Origin of the sequence: Parabacteroides sp. 20_3 (assembly GCF_964238835.1) — a bacterium.
In the GTDB taxonomy this organism is placed as follows: Bacteria; Bacteroidota; Bacteroidia; order Bacteroidales; family Tannerellaceae; genus Parabacteroides; species Parabacteroides distasonis.
In genome coordinates this window covers 169,216-184,486 of the sequence record NZ_CAXSNO010000005.1, presented here as the reverse complement: position 1 = coordinate 184,486, position 15,271 = coordinate 169,216, and the positions used below count along the sequence as shown (strand labels likewise).

The window sequence follows — 15,271 nt, the reverse complement described above, 5'->3', positions numbered from 1 at the left end:
GATCGCTATGCTAACAATCTATAGGGCTTCTGCCGGGGCGGGCAAGACGCATAAATTGACAGGGGAGTACCTGATGTTACTCTTCTCCCAGCCGGGCGCTTACCGCCGGATCTTGGCCGTGACGTTTACGAATAAGGCGACGGATGAGATGAAAACCCGTATCGTTCAAGAACTTTATCACCTCGCTTCCGGCCGCGCGTCCGATTATATCCAGCTACTCTCTTCCGCCTATTCCTTGACGGAGCGGCAGGTGAGGGAGCAGGCCCGGAAGATTCTGGTCGCTATCCTGCACGATTACTCCGCCTTTAATATCAGTACGATCGACCGCTTTTTCCAGCAAACGATGCGTGCCTTTACCCGCGAGATCGGTTTGCAAGGCGGCTATGGCATCGAGATGGACCAAGAACTGGTCTTGACCGAGGCGATCGATAACCTGCTGGCCGATCTGGAGAAGCCGGAGAGCAAGGATTTGCTAGGTTGGCTGCTGCGTTTCGCCGAGGACAAGATCGAGGATGGTGGCGGCTGGAGCTTGCGGAAGGATATCATGTCGCTCAGCCGGGAGGTCTTTAAGGAGAGTTATAAGGCATTTAGCGAGGAGGTCGGTAAAGATATTGCGGATAAGCAGGCCCTAGATGCCTATAAGAATGAGCTATACGCCATTATCCGCTCCGTAGAGGCGGAGGCGAAACGTTTAGGAGAGGAGGGAGTGGCGTTGCTGAAACAGTTCGCGTTACAACCCTCGGATTTTAAGGGGGGAAGCCGTTCCCCGTTTTTCTATTTCGAGAAGCTGGCGAGAGGTGAGATGAAAGAGCCGACTGCCACATTCCAAACTTTGCCGGATAATCCGGAGGCCTATACGACCAAGACGACTCCACCGGGCCTCCGGCAGATCATCGGGTGTGTATATGAGGAAGGGTTGAATGCCTGCGTAAAGAATATCGTATCCCTGTTCGCCAACCTGACGGCCTATAACACGGCCCGGGAGATCGTGCGTTATTATTATACGTTAGGGATCTTAACCGATATCTCCCGGCAAATCGCCTCTTACCGGGAAGAAAAGAATGTGATGCTGATCGCCGATACGACCGAGTTGCTGAATAAGGTCATCAGTGGCAGCGACGCCCCCTTTATCTACGAGAAGACGGGTACGCACGTAGATCATTATATGATCGATGAGTTCCAAGATACCAGCGGCATGCAGTGGAATAATTTCCGGCCCTTGGTGGAGGAGAGTCTGGCGAATGGTAGGGCGAACTTGATCGTTGGCGATGTGAAGCAAAGTATTTATCGTTTCCGTAACTCGGATTGGAAGCTATTGGACGAGCAAGTCCGCAGGGATTTCGAGGAGGAACAGGTCCGTGAGGAAACCCTGATGGATAATTGGCGAAGCTGCCGCCATATCGTGGAGTTTAATAACGGGTTCTTCACCACCGCTCCGGCAATCCTGCAAGATCTATATAATGAAGCGTTGAAAACCTCCTCATTAAACGAGGAAGAACGCACGGCCTTTTTCACGAAGATCATGACCGCTTATGATAAGAGCATTCAGCGTGTCCCTCCCCCTTTCCAGAAGAAGGACGGACATGTACGGATCGATTTCTTGTCCGGCGATGAGGAGAAGAAGTGGGAGCAAGAGGCGATGGAGCGCTTGCCGGCTACCTTGGAGCGCTTGCAGGATAACGGTTACGCGCTAAAAGACATCGCCATACTCGTGCGTACCAATCAAGAAGGCGCTTTAGTGGCTGATACGTTGCTAGCCTATAAGGAAGAGCATCCGTCCGACCGGTACAATTACGATATCATCTCCGATGATGCTCTGTTTGTGGGTAGTTCTCCGGCGGTCCGTTTCCTGATCGCCGTATTGCGCTATTTGCGAAATCCGGAGGACCAGACGAACAGGAAATTGGCGATGTATGCCTATCAAGTATTAACCGGAAAATTCGGGGAGAGCGAGGCGGATAAGTCTGTTTCTCAAAACCTTCAGTCTATTTCCCGGCAATCCTTGTACGAGGTAACCGAAGGGCTCTTCCGTAACTTCTCCGCTTACTTCCCGGAAACGGAACAGGTATTCGTGCAAGCCTTTCTGGATATGGTTTCCGAGTACGCCCAAAAAGAAAGCGCGGATTTGAACCGTTTCTTGAGATGGTGGGACGAGACCGGTTATCGAAAGACGATCGCTACCCCGGATGGGCAAAACGCTATCCGCATCTTGACCGTACATAAATCCAAGGGCTTAGGTTTTAAGGTCGTTATCATTCCTTTCGGGGACTGGGAGATCGACCATAAGCCGACAAAGCCCGTTATCCTTTGGTGCCACCCGGAGAAGAAGCCGTTTGACCGCCTGCACTTAGTTCCTGTCCGTTACGGACAGATCCTGAGTAGCACGATTTTCGCCAAGGATTATTTCAAGGAGCGCTTGCATGCTTTCATCGATAACTTGAACACCTTATACGTCGCTTTTACCCGTTCGAAAGAAGAACTGATCGTATTCTCCCCCCGTCCGAGGAAGATCAACAAGGAAGGTAAGGTTGAGAAGATAACTTCCATCGCCGATCTATTGTGGGCGGGGGTGGAGACGGATATCGAGGATGATACCTTTGAAAGGGGCGAATGGTGGCATCCAGCTTCGGGTAGAACGGCAGAAGATACCCTGGAGGAAATCCCCATGAGCCGCCTGTATTCCGTTTCCCCGGATGATCGTTTACAATTACGCCTGCATGGGAAAGGATTCTTTTTCGATAATGCCAGGCGGAAGCACGGTACCTTGATGCATGAGGTATTGAGCCGGATACGTACGCCGAAAGATATTCCCGCTTCGGTCGAAAGTTATCGGTTAGCCGGGGTGATTAACCGGGAGGAAGCGGCGGAGTTGATCAGCCGTCTGGAAGAATTATTGCAAGCGGAGGAGGTAAAGGCTTGGTATGATGGTTCCGCCCGTGTCTTGAATGAAGTGGATATCCTGTTCGGTAAAGGCTTGTCTAAACGCCCGGACCGGGTGATGATAAAAGATAACAAGGTAATTGTCGTGGATTATAAATTTGGCGAACGGCAAGATAAGCGCCATCCTAATCAGGTAAGAAATTACCTGCAATTAATTCGTAAAATGGGTTTCGAGCGGGTCGATGGATACCTTTGGTACGTAGAGTTAGGCAAAATAGAGGCAGTGAATAAGTGATATATTTTTGATATTCGGTAAAAATGAATATTTTTGCAGATTCTTAGTATAAAACGATACAGTCAAAGAAGAATGAAAGTACATAAAGAAGGAACCGGTTTACTGCTTACGTTGTTTACAATATTATTTATTGTGAATATAACTTTGTACCATACGGTAGGTAAGGGTATGCTGTTTTATTCTGTCGCTTTTGTTTCTACCGTATTGTTCCTATTGGTATTAAACTTCTTCCGTAGTCCTTTCCGTCGGTTTCCTTATGATTCGGAAGGCTTGGTGATCGCTCCCGCCGATGGTACGATCGTTGCCATCGAGGAAGTGATGGAGAACGAGATCCTTCATAAGAAGTGCCTACAGATATCTATCTTTATGTCTATCTTCAACGTACATGCCAATTGGTTTCCCGTAAACGGTACCGTTAAGCATGTTTCCCACCAGAACGGGCGTTTTATGGCGGCTTATCTGCCGAAGAGTAGTACGGAGAACGAACGTTCGGCGGTCGTTATCACCACGAGGAACGGGGTGGATGTCTTGGCTCGTCAGATAGCCGGGGCGATGGCACGCCGCATCGTTACGTATGCCAAGCCGGGAGAGAAATGTCATGTGGACGAGCAAATGGGGTTTATTAAATTCGGTTCTCGCGTGGATGTCTACCTGCCGGTAGGAACAGAGGTGTTAATAGAGATGGATCAAAAAGTAACAGGCAATCAAACGCCTATAGCCCGTTTGTCAAAATGAGTATAAGAAAACATATTCCTAATACAATTACGTGTCTGAGCCTTCTGTCCGGTTGTGTCGCCAGTGTTATGGCCTTGCACGGAAATCTTTTATCTGCGTTGATTTGGATTATTATAGCCGCGGTCTTTGATTTCTGCGATGGCTTTGCCGCTCGTTTATTGAAGGCTTACTCGCCGATGGGAAAGGAATTGGATTCCTTGTCAGATATGGTAAGTTTCGGCTTCGCTCCGGGCATGGTGGTCTATTGGTTGTTGGGAGAGGCTTCTACGGCTTTGCCTTTTGGCTCATTGAATACGTATATCCCTTATCTGGCGTTCGTGATCCCAACGTTTTCAGGTTTGCGTTTGGCTAAGTTCAATATTGATGAACGGCAAACTACCTCGTTTATCGGCTTGCCGGTTCCGGCGCATGCTTTATTTTGGGCTTCGGCGGGGTATTCTGTTTTACCGGTTGTCCATGCGAATGAAGGCTTGTTCGTGTTGGTGACTGTTATCTTGGCGTTTATTACCTCCTTGCTGTTGGTGTCTGAGATACCGATGTTCTCGCTGAAGGTGAAATCCTTAGCGTGGAAGGGTAATGAGCTTCGCTATATATTGATCGCTTGTGCCATTATTTTCGTGGCGTTATGGGGATTCTTGGGAATCTCTGGAACCATCCTGTTATATATAGTCTTGTCTATTTTTAACAAAAAGGGATAAACAAGAATTCTTATCTTTGTGTTTGTGATAGTAAAGAATCATTTAAGTATCGGATTATGTTTAAGTTTTTGTTTGTAATATTCTTTTTCTTTATCCTGTTGGTGTTTCTGATGGGTTTCTCCATCTTGCGTACCTTTAAGAACATCTTTTTTGGTAGCGGAAACAACACTCGTAAGGGAGAACAACGTCGTCAAACAAATAGCAATACTTCCGGACATCGTTCTACGACTACTACCGCCCGGGACGATGATGATGATCGTACACCTTATGTGCACCGTAAGAAGATATTCGCCAAGGATGAAGGGGAGTATGTGGATTACGAGGAAGTTAAATAGAGCTTAGCGTCTTTGCTTGAAGAAACGCTGCATTTCTTCCGCGCACTCTTTTTCAAGGATACCTTTTTTGATAATCGCTTTCGGATGGAAGGCTTGAGGGGCGAATTTGGAGAAACCTCTTTTATCATCGGATGCCCCGTATACGATCGTGCTTAATTGTGCCCATCCGATCGCGCCGGCACACATTATGCAGGGTTCCACGGTTACGTATAGACTACAATTTGTTAGGTATTTCGCTCCTAAGACTCCGGCGGCGGCCGTAATCGCCAACATCTCGGCATGTGCGGTCACGTCGTTCAAGCATTCGGTTTGATTATGCGCCCTCGCTATGATCTGGTTGTTGCAGATGATAACAGCTCCTACGGGAACCTCACCCTCGGACGCTGCCGCACGAGCTTCCACCAACGCTTGCTTCATGAAATATTCGTCATTGAAAGGATTCATCTTCTCATCTCATTTTCGTTGAAAAGAGTCGGATAATCCTCCTCCAAGGTCTTGAGGATGTGAGAAAGGATCGTCTCTCGGTACCAACGGGACTTATTCTCGATCTTGTAGCGTGAAAGGTAACGTTTTACCGCTTTATGCTCTTCGTCATTCAGCATAAAGGTCACTTTGTGTACCCTCGGATGATTGGGGTGAGCCGATGAATATTTACGTTCTTCTTTCATACATTTGCAAATGTACGAGTGAATAGCCGAATAACAAAGAAAATGGCTATATTTGTGCAAATTAATGCGATGGCAAGACAGAACGATATGGGTCGGGAAGGTGAGTCTGAGGCTCGTGCCTATCTGGTAAAACATGGATATAACGTGTTGCATACCAATTGGCATTGGCATCATTATGAACTGGATATTATCGCTGTCAAGGAAGATGAGTTAATCGTGGTGGAGGTGAAGACACGCTCTGAGGATTTTTTGCTTTCACCGGAAGATGCGGTAGACACCAAGAAGATTCGGAGGATTGTCGCCGCTGCGGATGCCTATGTCCGTTATTTTAATATAGACTTACCAGTCCGTTTTGATATCGTGACATTGATCAAGAAAGAGACGGGTTTCCTGATCGACCATATCGAAGATGCTTTCTATGCTCCTTGCCGTTAAAAGATAAAAGTTATGAATATAGAAGAAGTACGTGAATACTGCCTTTCCTTGAAGAATACCATCGAGTGTTTCCCGTTCGATGAGGTATCGCTGGTCTTTAAGGTAGAGAATAAGATGTTCCTGCTGCTTCCTTTGGATGCGGAGGAGCCTCATGTCTCCTTGAAATGCAGTACAGACTATGTGGAAGAGTTACGGGAACGGTATACGGCGGTTGAGCCGGCTTATCATTTTAATAAGAAATACTGGAATAGCATTTATCTGGATCGGGATATGGAGGACGAGGAGGTTAAACGTTGGATCTTCCACTCTTACCGGGAGGTGATCGCTAAACTACCAAAAAATATAAGGGAGATTTATAATGATGAGCACTGATAATGAATCTCCCCGCATCTTGCGTGTGGTGGAAACCACTTCTACGAATAGCCTGCTTCGTGAGTTGATCATCAAAGAATCTCTTCCGGAAGGAAGTGTAGTTGTCGCTGATTTCCAGACAGCCGGACGTGGGCAGATCGGGAATGTCTGGGAGTCTGAGGCGGGAAAGAACTTGATGTTTAGTACAGTCCTGTACCCTACGTGCATCCCGGCAAATCGCCAATTCTTGATTTCTCAAATAGCGGCCTTGAGCGTGAAAGAGACGTTAGACTTATATACGGATCATGTCACAGTGAAATGGCCGAATGATATTTATTGGAAAGATAAGAAGATTTGCGGAATGTTGATCGAGAACGATCTATCAGGGCATAATCTATATTGCTCCATCATCGGGATCGGCATAAACTTGAATCAAGCGGTGTTTCGGGGAGATGCTCCGAATCCTGTTTCTTTGTTTCAAATAATCGGTAAGGAAGTAGATCGAGAAGAGGTTTTGGACCGTTTCCTCTCTGTATTCTATCGCTATTATTTATCTCTTCTCCAAGAGGAATACGAGGATATTCGTATCCGCTATCAATCTGCGTTGTATAGAAGGGAGGGCTATCATGCCTATAGGGATGAGGCGGGAGAATTCGAGGCCTGTATCCATGATATTGAATCAACCGGGCATCTTTTGCTAGTGTTACGGGATGGAAGCATCCGTCGCTATGCTTTTAAGGAGGTTTCTTATTGTAAGTGACCTCTTCGGGCGCGAATCTGGGATTTTTGCGAGGGCTTTCTCCTACGTTCTTCTTTCCTTCTAAGTAGCTCGTTTATAGAATCTCTTTTCATGTTAGTCGTTTGAGTGATCACAAAAAATGAACGAATTTGAAGGATGAGGCTTTTGACGTAGGTCTGATTGGGATGATGTGTATTGGGATTGGGTGTGTGAGGAAGGCTCGGTAACGGGCGAGGATTTTGGGAGCAGTTATACTTACTTGGTTGGGGAAGTATATATCCTTTGGCACTTATTATATATCCTATGGGGAGGTAAATAGTACTTTGTATCCTTTCAAGATACGGTAATTCCAGTGGAAGTAATCTTTATAACATGAATAATAATGTACGTGTACATTAATTTATATTGATTGGTGGTTGAGGGATTATTATGCTTGGCCTTGGTTCGAGAATGGCTTTTATGGAGTGGGGGATATAGGTAAGGGATGGGTAGTTCGTGGTTATAATCCGCTATTTCGTAATGAATAGCCTATTTGATTGATAAGAAAGCGTGTAGGATGACAAAAAAATAATAGGGAAGATTTGCGCGAATCGAAGAAACGCGTACCTTTGCAAATGATAGATAAAGTCGGCTGTCAGTATTATGGTTTTGTGAAGGCAGCCCAATGAATGAGCTTATTACACTTTAGTATTAATATTAAATTATTTAATTATGAACAAAAAGTTTTCTACTTTTTTGTGCGCTAGCTTACTTTTAGCTTCAGCATTCACTACTGCGAATGCGGCAGATTTGACTGGCGTTAACAATGGTGCGGATGCTTTTATGGTATCAAAATTGGATAAAGCTGCGTTAAGCGGTTTGTATCAATTAAGAGTAACCAGCACCGCTACAGGCAACACGACAAACGGTGTCCTTGCTATAGAGAATGGCAAGTATGTTGTCAAAGCTTCCAATTACAATTTACTGAATTCATTGTGGTGTATTACGATTACGGAGCAAGGTCAAGGTAAAGAGCCTATCTATGACTTCGTGAACAAAGCTACAGGTGAATTTTTGGCGATCAATGAGGCTGATGTTCAGGGCTTGGCGGTAAACGCTACTTCTGGGGCTCTTCAAGTTGGTGAAACTTACGGCGGTTGGGCTTTTGCTAGAACTTACAAGGAAGTGTTGGAGAAAAATCAACCGATGTTTACTTATCAAGAGGCTGACTATGTTCTTATCTTGTTGGAAGATAATGGTGTGTTAAAAGCTAAGAAAGTTTTAGCTAGTGAAGCTAGAGGTTTAACTGATGCTGTAAAGTTTACTGTGTACGACGCAGGTACTTACGTGTTGAGTGCAGATGAGATTAACGCTTATTTGAAAGATAATAAGAATGTTCTTAATTTCAATCAGGATGCTAATGCTGACGTAAACCCGTTTACGACTAAAGCGTTTGTCGCAAAAGAACTAAAGGGTGGTCTTGCTGCTGATCACAATTTCGTTTATGTGACAGATAAAGAGAATGAGAACTCTTATTTGAAAGTTGATACCGCTGCTAATGGTGTAGGTATCCAATTCTTGAAGTTTGGCTGGACAAATGCTGAAAAAGAGCCGAACAAAGATGTAGAGAATTCAACGTTGGCTAATCAACATAAGTTCTTGTTCTCTTACAAACCTTCTACAGATAGCTTGTTTATCCAAGTAAAGCAGGTTCGTTATAAGAATGAAAAGAATGCCGAAAAATATTGGAAAGATGTAACAGATATTAAGAACTATGGTTCTAAGTATGTAGGAGTTTCTGATACTGACGTTAATTTAGATAATAACGCTGTAGCTGAGATGCCTGGTGATGCAGTTGCTCCTTCTCAATTGTTCGTTAAGTTGCAGAACTTTACGGTAGCTGACAGAATTGCGACAATCGGTGCTAGACCAATCAATACACATATCGGTTTTGGCTTGAAGGGTTGCAATGCTGCAAGTGACAAGACATCTATTGCTAACGGTTTGTATATCATTAAGAACGCTAAGGGACAAGTTCTGGCTGCTCCTATTCATGAGAATGATAACGTAGGTAACAACAAGGTTGAGTGGGTTACTTTGGATGAGCAAGATCCTATGCACATGCCAGCTTATCAATGGGTAATCACGAAGACTTTGAACTCGGAAGCTTCTCAGGCTACATCTCCGATTAAGGTGGTTAACCGTGAGTTCTTAGAGACTTATAACAATGTTCAATTGAGATTGAATGACAAAAATGAGATCGATGCTTCTTATGATCTTTTGGATGGGGTTACTTTTGTCCAGATCACGGACTCTGCCATAATCAAGGATAAGAAGTTGGGTTATAAGTATCTTGCTAAGAACGAGTTGATCGTTAATAAGTATAAGTTCAACTATTTGAATCCGTTCACTCAAGATTATTGGATCGCTAACGGTGCAGACAAAGATTCTTTGATTTACGTGAAGGAGGCTGCTAACGAATATACCTTGACTGAAGGCTCTACAGCTAAGTATGGTATTGATGTAGATGCAGCTTTGTTGAAGAAGATCCCGGGATTGGCTCAATTGGAGAGAACAAACTATGTGATCGCTAAAAATAAAGATGCTAAATTAGTTAAGGCTTATGGTAGCAAGTATGCGATGGGTGCTAAGAATGTAGGAACTACAGCCGAGGTTGATACATTCTTCTTCAAAGAGAATAACCACTTTAGCGGAAAGCATTATTATGCGATCCTAGAGTCTAATTGGAATGGAACAAAAGCTTATATTAATGATTTGAATACAACAACAGCAAAAGTTGGTATCGCTGATGATGGTATGACTGCTGGTTTGAAAGTTCAATTATTGAATGAGTCCAGAACTTCTTCATTCACGGTAGAGCCTAGCGATGCTCCTTTATATCGTCGTTTCAATAAGGCGGTTCTTGGCGAGAACGTGAATGATGGCGCAGATAGCTTGGCATTCGTGGAGAGATATCGTCATGAATACTTGATGGATGAGACCAATGCTAACTTTGAGGATAAAAATGGCGTTGTTGATTATTTAGGTATCTGGAACAAGGATAAAGCGAATGGTAAGTTGGCTATGCGTATTGATACCGCATGGTTGAACCGTGGCGCAGGCAATGTTAAGCCTCAATACTTGATTTCTGTAGCACGTGATGATCAAGGTGCTATTGAGACGATTCCTTGTGATGAGGCTGATGACAAACACTTCTATATCGATGAGAATGGCAACGCTCATAAGACTGATAAATGGCATTGCCAGCATGCTAAGCCGGGACGTGCAGGTTTCGCTTATGGTAAATACTTGGTAAGCTTTGCGGACTCAGCTAGAGCAGATAAGGATAAACCATACATGGATATTAAGAATGGTTATACTCGCGTAGGTTTCGTTAAGGCAATTCATTCCGGTGATAGCTTGTATATCTTGGTGAACGAGTTCAAGAATATGAAACCGGCGGATTTGAATATTGATGAGATTATTAAGTCTTACAAAGCTGCTAAGATCGATGGTGCTTATATCGTAAACTTACAAGGTGATCAACACAAGAATGTAACGTGGTCTTTCCGTTATGTAGATCCGGACAAGGCAGCGAGTGTGACAGAAGAGGGCGAAGCTAATGCGTTCATGTTTGAGTCGAATGTTTACTCAGATAGCCCTGAGACCTCTGTAAATGGAAATGTTCCTTTAGGAAATGTTCATGGCTTGGAAAATGCGATCGCTCCTAAGTATGCAGCTTGGTTGAAGATGCAAAATGGTTGCTTGGTATTAACTCGCGGCGATTCTGATTTCAACTCTTCTAAGACCGGTGGTGATGCAGCGTTGGTATTCAATGTAGACCCAGAGGCTTCTAAGGGAGATATGGTAACTTCTAACGACGAAGTAGCTGTAGAAGGTGTATCTGTAGTAGCTGGCAACGGTACTGTAACTGTTCAAGGCGCTGCTGGTAAGTCAGTAGTTATCACTAACATCTTAGGTAAGGTTGTTGCTGAGACAGTTCTTACTTCAGACAACGCAACTATCGCTGTACCTGCTGGTATCGTAGCTGTAGCTGTTGAGGGTGAAGAGGCTGTTAAGACAATCGTTAAATAAGTAGAAAACTGATCGAATTTCCGTAAGGAAAGACACAGTTCATAAGATAGAGCCCCGTCGATGTACTTCGGCGGGGCTTTTGTGCGTTCCCCTACGAGTGTTTCATATTTAAATACAAAAACAAGGTATCTTAGTTTCATTGAGCAAGTATCCTAAGTTCATTGGCGAAGTATCTTAGGCGTATGGGGCGATGAAACTAAGATACTTTTCTCATGAGCACCTTGTGTGAGTATCGGTGTTGTCATATGCGACTACCGGCGTGGATTGTAAGGACTACTCGTGCAGGTTCTAGGCTCTACTGCCCTGTTATTCTTTCTTTTTGATAGATAAATGTCTATATGTGTGACATCCCTTTTCGGTGGAGAGCGTAAAATAGCAGAGGCTGGATGACTGTAAACGGCATTTTTCATTGAAAAAGCCCCCTTTTTGTACGTGATAAGTGGTGAAAGCCTATGCGATAGGTCGCGTTGGGCAACGCCGGTAGTGCCGATGGGCATCGTGAATAGTCAAGAATAGGGTTGTTGATACTTGTGGATGGGCATCATAACCTTGTTACGACCCAGTTCTAACCCCATAACCCCCCTCAAGCAACCCACTAAATATGAATTACAATGAATGAATTCCGCTAGAATGAAAGGCCGTTTTTCGATAAGACGCTGTCATGTAAATGATTGCTGAAATTTTTTCTCGTATTTGAGAATGAACTGTCCATCAGCCCGGAAAAATCGATTCTCCGGGACTTGATATTACAAATTGTCAAAATGGTAAACGTGGTTTAGCTATGGTTTCTCGTTAGTCATATTTATGGGATTCTTGATATGGTATATTGTTTATTCTGCTTATATTTGCGATATCATGGAAGAAAGGAAATGGTTTGAGGAGCTACCGGACTTATGTCCACCTTCGGATGCTATGGCGTGTAGTGGGGTATTTTATAGAATTGCGGAAGGAGATCCTGTGAAATCATTGGATTTCTTCTCGCAAAGAAGATGGCATGATTAAAAAGACATTCGGTGTGGCTCATTATTCTTGGTGGCGATCTTATTGTTTTGATGTAAATAAGGCAAAGGTAATGATGTTATGACTAATTTGTTTTTAGATAGGATCCTAGAGTTTTATGGTGTGCCTCAAATCCTTGTGGCTAAAGATTCTTTTGGTACGCAATACTTATGCCTGCTTTTCGATGATGGGGCTGGATGCAGGTATACGGGTATTAAGATTTCATCCTCTAGGCTGGATGATTATTTGGGAGGAAGGATCGATTTAAGGACTCTTTATCTGAATCCGGAGAATGACAATGAATATTTCAATGTGTCTTATAATGATAATCATTATGAGCTACAGTCTTTTGAGGGAAAGGCCTTGCCGGAGGAAAGGCTTCCGGAAAAGGGATATTTTCATGTGGAATCACGGTCTGAGATCTATACGATAAAGGTTCCTTCCTGCGATAAAAATATATTCCAAGACATTGCCCGAAGGATGGGATGGGTCTGTATGTAACTTAAAACTTCGTTATCATTTCCAAAAAAACACCTATATACCAGCCTTATAACCCTCTATTTGATTTATTCTGCTTATATTTGCGAGTTATCAACAGTTAGGGCGATTTATCAACAAAACAAGCATTGTTTTGATTGAACCCTGTTTGGTTCAGTTTTTAATGTTTAGTTTTGCCCTCGAATTAATTAGGTATAGTATGGGAAAGATTATCGCTTTAGCAAATCAGAAAGGTGGAGTCGGGAAGACAACCACCACGATTAATCTGGCTGCGTCATTGGCCGCTCTTGAGAAAAAGGTGCTGGTCGTAGACGCTGATCCGCAGGCGAATGCCTCATCCGGTCTGGGTGTGGACATACGTAATGTAGAACTTTCTATCTATGAATGTCTGGTGAACGGTGAGGACGCGAGTGGCGCTATCACACAGACTGAAGTGGAAGGACTGGATATCATCCCCTCTCATATCGATTTGGTGGGAGCGGAGATCGAGATGCTAAACTTGGAGAATCGTGAACGGATATTGAAGCAGATATTAACACCGCTGAAAGAGAAGTACGATTTTATCCTGATCGACTGCTCTCCTTCTTTGGGATTGATAACCGTGAATGCCTTGACAGCCGCCGATTCGGTGATTATCCCGGTACAATGCGAGTATTTCGCCTTGGAAGGTATCAGTAAGCTGTTGAACACGATCAAGATTATCAAATCAAAGCTGAACCCGGCGCTGGAGATAGAGGGATTCCTCTTGACTATGTATGATTCCCGCCTGCGTTTGGCGAACCAGATTTATGAGGAAGTGAAACGTCCGTTCCGCGATTTGGTATTTACTACCGTGATCCAACGAAACGTGAAGTTGAGCGAGGCTTCCAGTTACGGTAAACCTGTCTTATTGTATGACGCGGATTCGAAAGGATCTATCAACCATATGCAGTTGGCACAGGAGATTGTTGAAAAAAATAAAGGATTATGGCAGCATTAAAAAGATCGGCGTTAGGCCGTGGATTAGACGCGTTAATTACGATGGATGACCTGAAGACAGGTGGTTCATCGTCTATTAGTGAGATCGAGTTAAGCAAGATCCAGCCTAATCCGGAGCAACCTCGATCTGTCTTTGAGGAAGAGACCTTGGAGGAGTTGGCTACCTCTATCCGCTCGTTAGGCGTGATACAGCCGATTACGTTGAAGGAAATCGGCCCCGAGCAATATATGATCATCTCTGGTGAACGCCGTTATCGTGCGTCGCTTAAAGCAGGTTTGGAGCGTATTCCCGCTTATATTAAGACGGCGGCCGACGAGAACGTGGTGGAGATGGCTTTGATAGAGAATATCCAACGAGAGGACTTGAACTCTATCGAAATTGCGTTAGCTTATCAAAAATTAATCGATAATTACGGCTTGACCCAAGAGGGGTTGAGCGAAAGGGTTGGAAAGAAGCGTGCAACGATCGCCAATTACCTTCGTTTGTTGAAACTTCCCGCCGAGATCCAAGTAGGATTGAAGGACAAGAAGATCGATATGGGACATGCCCGGGCATTGATCCCGGTGGATGATCCGGAGGTTCAATTAGCTTTATATGAGCAGATATTGGCTCAAGGACTCTCCGTTCGTAACGTGGAGGAGATGGTGCGTAATATAGCCGAGGGAATACAACCGGAATTGCCGGAAAAGAAAAAATCGGATCGTAAGCCGATACTTCCGGAAGAGTTTAAATTGCTGAAAGATCATTTGTCCCGTTACTTCAATACGAAAGTCCAGTTGACTTGCAATGAGAAGGGAAAAGGTAAAATTACGATTCCTTTCGCCACGGAAGAAGAGTTGGAGCAATTGATCGGGTTACTGGATAAATTGAAATGAGAAATCGAATCATACTCCTTTTGATCGGATTCATGTGCTATGCCGGGATGGGTAACGCACAGGAGGATAAGACGGAGAAAGCCGTTCCTGCTATAGTTTCCGATTCCGTGGAGGTAGCTGCCCCGGATTCTACCGTGCAAGCCGTCTTGATGGCGGCCGATTCGGTGGGCGTACCGGAAGTGAAGATGAAGCTGGCTTTTAAGCCGAATCCGACAAAAGCGGTCTTGTTCGCCTTGGTTCCGGGTCTGGGACAGATCTATAACCGGAAATATTGGAAATTACCGATCGTTTACGGTGGCTTGATGGGATGTATGTATGCCGTGACTTGGAACAACAAGAACTATAAGGATTATTCGACGGCTTATAAGGATATCATGTATGATGCCGCTAAGAATCTGGAAAATCCGGATGCTTGGAGTAAAAGTTGGCAAGACTTGACTTCCATGGCTCCTGAGGATGCGATTAATAATTCAAATTTCAAGGATCAATTGAAAAGACAGAAGGATTATTTTCGTCGATATAGAGACTTGAGTATAATTATTACGGTCGGGGTGTATGCGTTGAGTATCGTGGATGCCTACGTGGATGCCCAGTTATTCGATTTTGATATATCACCGGATTTATCCTTGCATTTGGAGCCGGTTGTTAGTCCGAAGACGAGTGTCACGCCTCGTACTTACGGATTGAATTGCAGTCTAAAATTCTGATAT

Annotated in this window: 15 protein-coding genes; 13 read left to right on the top strand and 2 right to left on the bottom strand. The window is 44.3% G+C overall.

Annotated features, from left to right (window positions below):
* The first annotated feature begins 7 nt into the window (after positions 1 to 7).
* The 4 genes from ACESPU_RS12090 to ACESPU_RS12075 all read left to right on the top strand — a co-directional run bounded on the left by ACESPU_RS12090 (position 8) and on the right by ACESPU_RS12075 (position 4,943).
* Complete coding sequence (locus ACESPU_RS12090) at positions 8 to 3,175, top strand: exodeoxyribonuclease V subunit beta (protein ID WP_005866800.1); 3,168 nt, start codon at positions 8 to 10, stop codon at positions 3,173 to 3,175.
* A gap of 72 nt (positions 3,176 to 3,247) precedes the next feature.
* A complete protein-coding gene (locus ACESPU_RS12085; protein WP_005861238.1) occupies positions 3,248 to 3,910 on the top strand; it encodes a phosphatidylserine decarboxylase family protein in 663 nt (220 codons plus the stop codon).
* On the top strand, positions 3,907 to 4,608 hold the full coding sequence (locus ACESPU_RS12080; RefSeq protein WP_048927943.1) for a phosphatidylcholine/phosphatidylserine synthase: 702 nt from the start codon (positions 3,907 to 3,909) through the stop codon (positions 4,606 to 4,608). The genes ACESPU_RS12085 and ACESPU_RS12080 overlap by 4 nt, the downstream gene beginning before the upstream one ends.
* A gap of 56 nt (positions 4,609 to 4,664) precedes the next feature.
* Entirely contained in the window at positions 4,665 to 4,943 is a 279-nt protein-coding gene (locus ACESPU_RS12075; RefSeq protein ID WP_008773877.1) for a DUF4834 family protein, read from the top strand.
* 3 nt (positions 4,944 to 4,946) lie between these two features.
* Here the strand turns inward: ACESPU_RS12075 and ACESPU_RS12070 are convergent, their stop codons facing one another.
* Positions 4,947 to 5,387 carry a nucleoside deaminase gene (locus tag ACESPU_RS12070; RefSeq protein WP_005866805.1) on the bottom strand — a complete coding sequence of 147 codons (441 nt, stop codon included), beginning with the start codon at positions 5,385 to 5,387 and terminating at the stop codon, positions 4,947 to 4,949.
* On the bottom strand, positions 5,384 to 5,611 hold the full coding sequence (locus tag ACESPU_RS12065) for a hypothetical protein (protein WP_005861242.1): 228 nt from the start codon (positions 5,609 to 5,611) through the stop codon (positions 5,384 to 5,386). Before ACESPU_RS12065 ends, ACESPU_RS12070 begins: the two co-directional genes overlap by 4 nt.
* 69 nt (positions 5,612 to 5,680) lie before the next feature.
* Between ACESPU_RS12065 and ACESPU_RS12060 the strand changes: the two genes are divergently transcribed.
* The 9 genes from ACESPU_RS12060 to ACESPU_RS12020 all read left to right on the top strand — a co-directional run bounded on the left by ACESPU_RS12060 (position 5,681) and on the right by ACESPU_RS12020 (position 15,268).
* A complete protein-coding gene (locus ACESPU_RS12060) occupies positions 5,681 to 6,046 on the top strand; it encodes a YraN family protein (RefSeq protein WP_008773876.1) in 366 nt (121 codons plus the stop codon).
* Between the two features lie 12 nt (positions 6,047 to 6,058).
* A complete protein-coding gene (locus tag ACESPU_RS12055; protein WP_005866809.1) occupies positions 6,059 to 6,418 on the top strand; it encodes an MmcQ/YjbR family DNA-binding protein in 360 nt (119 codons plus the stop codon).
* A complete protein-coding gene (locus ACESPU_RS12050; RefSeq protein WP_158532559.1) occupies positions 6,405 to 7,157 on the top strand; it encodes a biotin--[acetyl-CoA-carboxylase] ligase in 753 nt (250 codons plus the stop codon). Before ACESPU_RS12055 ends, ACESPU_RS12050 begins: the two co-directional genes overlap by 14 nt.
* Positions 7,158 to 7,847: 690 nt before the next feature.
* Positions 7,848 to 11,210, top strand: coding sequence for a DUF6383 domain-containing protein (locus ACESPU_RS12045; RefSeq protein ID WP_057326018.1), 3,363 nt, complete (start codon positions 7,848 to 7,850; stop codon positions 11,208 to 11,210).
* 855 nt (positions 11,211 to 12,065) lie between these two features.
* Positions 12,066 to 12,212, top strand: coding sequence for a hypothetical protein (locus ACESPU_RS12040; RefSeq protein ID WP_226766666.1), 147 nt, complete (start codon positions 12,066 to 12,068; stop codon positions 12,210 to 12,212).
* A gap of 78 nt (positions 12,213 to 12,290) precedes the next feature.
* Positions 12,291 to 12,710 (top strand): DUF6575 domain-containing protein, encoded by a 420-nt coding sequence (locus tag ACESPU_RS12035; protein ID WP_005866817.1) that lies wholly within the window; start codon positions 12,291 to 12,293, stop codon positions 12,708 to 12,710.
* Between the two features lie 196 nt (positions 12,711 to 12,906).
* Complete coding sequence (locus tag ACESPU_RS12030) at positions 12,907 to 13,686, top strand: ParA family protein (protein WP_005861254.1); 780 nt, start codon at positions 12,907 to 12,909, stop codon at positions 13,684 to 13,686.
* Entirely contained in the window at positions 13,674 to 14,561 is an 888-nt protein-coding gene (locus ACESPU_RS12025) for a ParB/RepB/Spo0J family partition protein (protein WP_008773872.1), read from the top strand. Before ACESPU_RS12030 ends, ACESPU_RS12025 begins: the two co-directional genes overlap by 13 nt.
* The gene (locus ACESPU_RS12020) at positions 14,558 to 15,268 is read left to right on the top strand and encodes a DUF5683 domain-containing protein (RefSeq protein ID WP_005866821.1); all 711 of its coding nucleotides are present in this window, start codon (positions 14,558 to 14,560) and stop codon (positions 15,266 to 15,268) included. The genes ACESPU_RS12025 and ACESPU_RS12020 overlap by 4 nt, the downstream gene beginning before the upstream one ends.
* The last annotated feature ends 3 nt before the right edge of the window (positions 15,269 to 15,271 follow it).

What these genes read in the sequence shown, in the direction of transcription:
- ACESPU_RS12075 (WP_008773877.1), top strand. Translation starts at nt 4,665, where the DNA reads ATGTTTAAGTTTTTGTTTGTAATATTCTTTTTCTTTATCCTGTTGGTG.
- ACESPU_RS12055 (WP_005866809.1), top strand. Translation starts at nt 6,059, where the DNA reads ATGAATATAGAAGAAGTACGTGAATACTGCCTTTCCTTGAAGAATACC.
- ACESPU_RS12025 (WP_008773872.1), top strand. Translation starts at nt 13,674, where the DNA reads ATGGCAGCATTAAAAAGATCGGCGTTAGGCCGTGGATTAGACGCGTTA.
- ACESPU_RS12065 (WP_005861242.1), bottom strand. Translation starts at nt 5,611, where the DNA reads ATGAAAGAAGAACGTAAATATTCATCGGCTCACCCCAATCATCCGAGG.
- ACESPU_RS12035 (WP_005866817.1), top strand. Translation starts at nt 12,291, where the DNA reads ATGACTAATTTGTTTTTAGATAGGATCCTAGAGTTTTATGGTGTGCCT.
- ACESPU_RS12045 (WP_057326018.1), top strand. Translation starts at nt 7,848, where the DNA reads ATGAACAAAAAGTTTTCTACTTTTTTGTGCGCTAGCTTACTTTTAGCT.
- ACESPU_RS12090 (WP_005866800.1), top strand. Translation starts at nt 8, where the DNA reads ATGCTAACAATCTATAGGGCTTCTGCCGGGGCGGGCAAGACGCATAAA.
- ACESPU_RS12050 (WP_158532559.1), top strand. Translation starts at nt 6,405, where the DNA reads ATGATGAGCACTGATAATGAATCTCCCCGCATCTTGCGTGTGGTGGAA.
- ACESPU_RS12060 (WP_008773876.1), top strand. Translation starts at nt 5,681, where the DNA reads ATGGCAAGACAGAACGATATGGGTCGGGAAGGTGAGTCTGAGGCTCGT.
- ACESPU_RS12040 (WP_226766666.1), top strand. Translation starts at nt 12,066, where the DNA reads ATGGAAGAAAGGAAATGGTTTGAGGAGCTACCGGACTTATGTCCACCT.
- ACESPU_RS12070 (WP_005866805.1), bottom strand. Translation starts at nt 5,387, where the DNA reads ATGAATCCTTTCAATGACGAATATTTCATGAAGCAAGCGTTGGTGGAA.
- ACESPU_RS12080 (WP_048927943.1), top strand. Translation starts at nt 3,907, where the DNA reads ATGAGTATAAGAAAACATATTCCTAATACAATTACGTGTCTGAGCCTT.
- ACESPU_RS12030 (WP_005861254.1), top strand. Translation starts at nt 12,907, where the DNA reads ATGGGAAAGATTATCGCTTTAGCAAATCAGAAAGGTGGAGTCGGGAAG.
- ACESPU_RS12020 (WP_005866821.1), top strand. Translation starts at nt 14,558, where the DNA reads ATGAGAAATCGAATCATACTCCTTTTGATCGGATTCATGTGCTATGCC.
- ACESPU_RS12085 (WP_005861238.1), top strand. Translation starts at nt 3,248, where the DNA reads ATGAAAGTACATAAAGAAGGAACCGGTTTACTGCTTACGTTGTTTACA.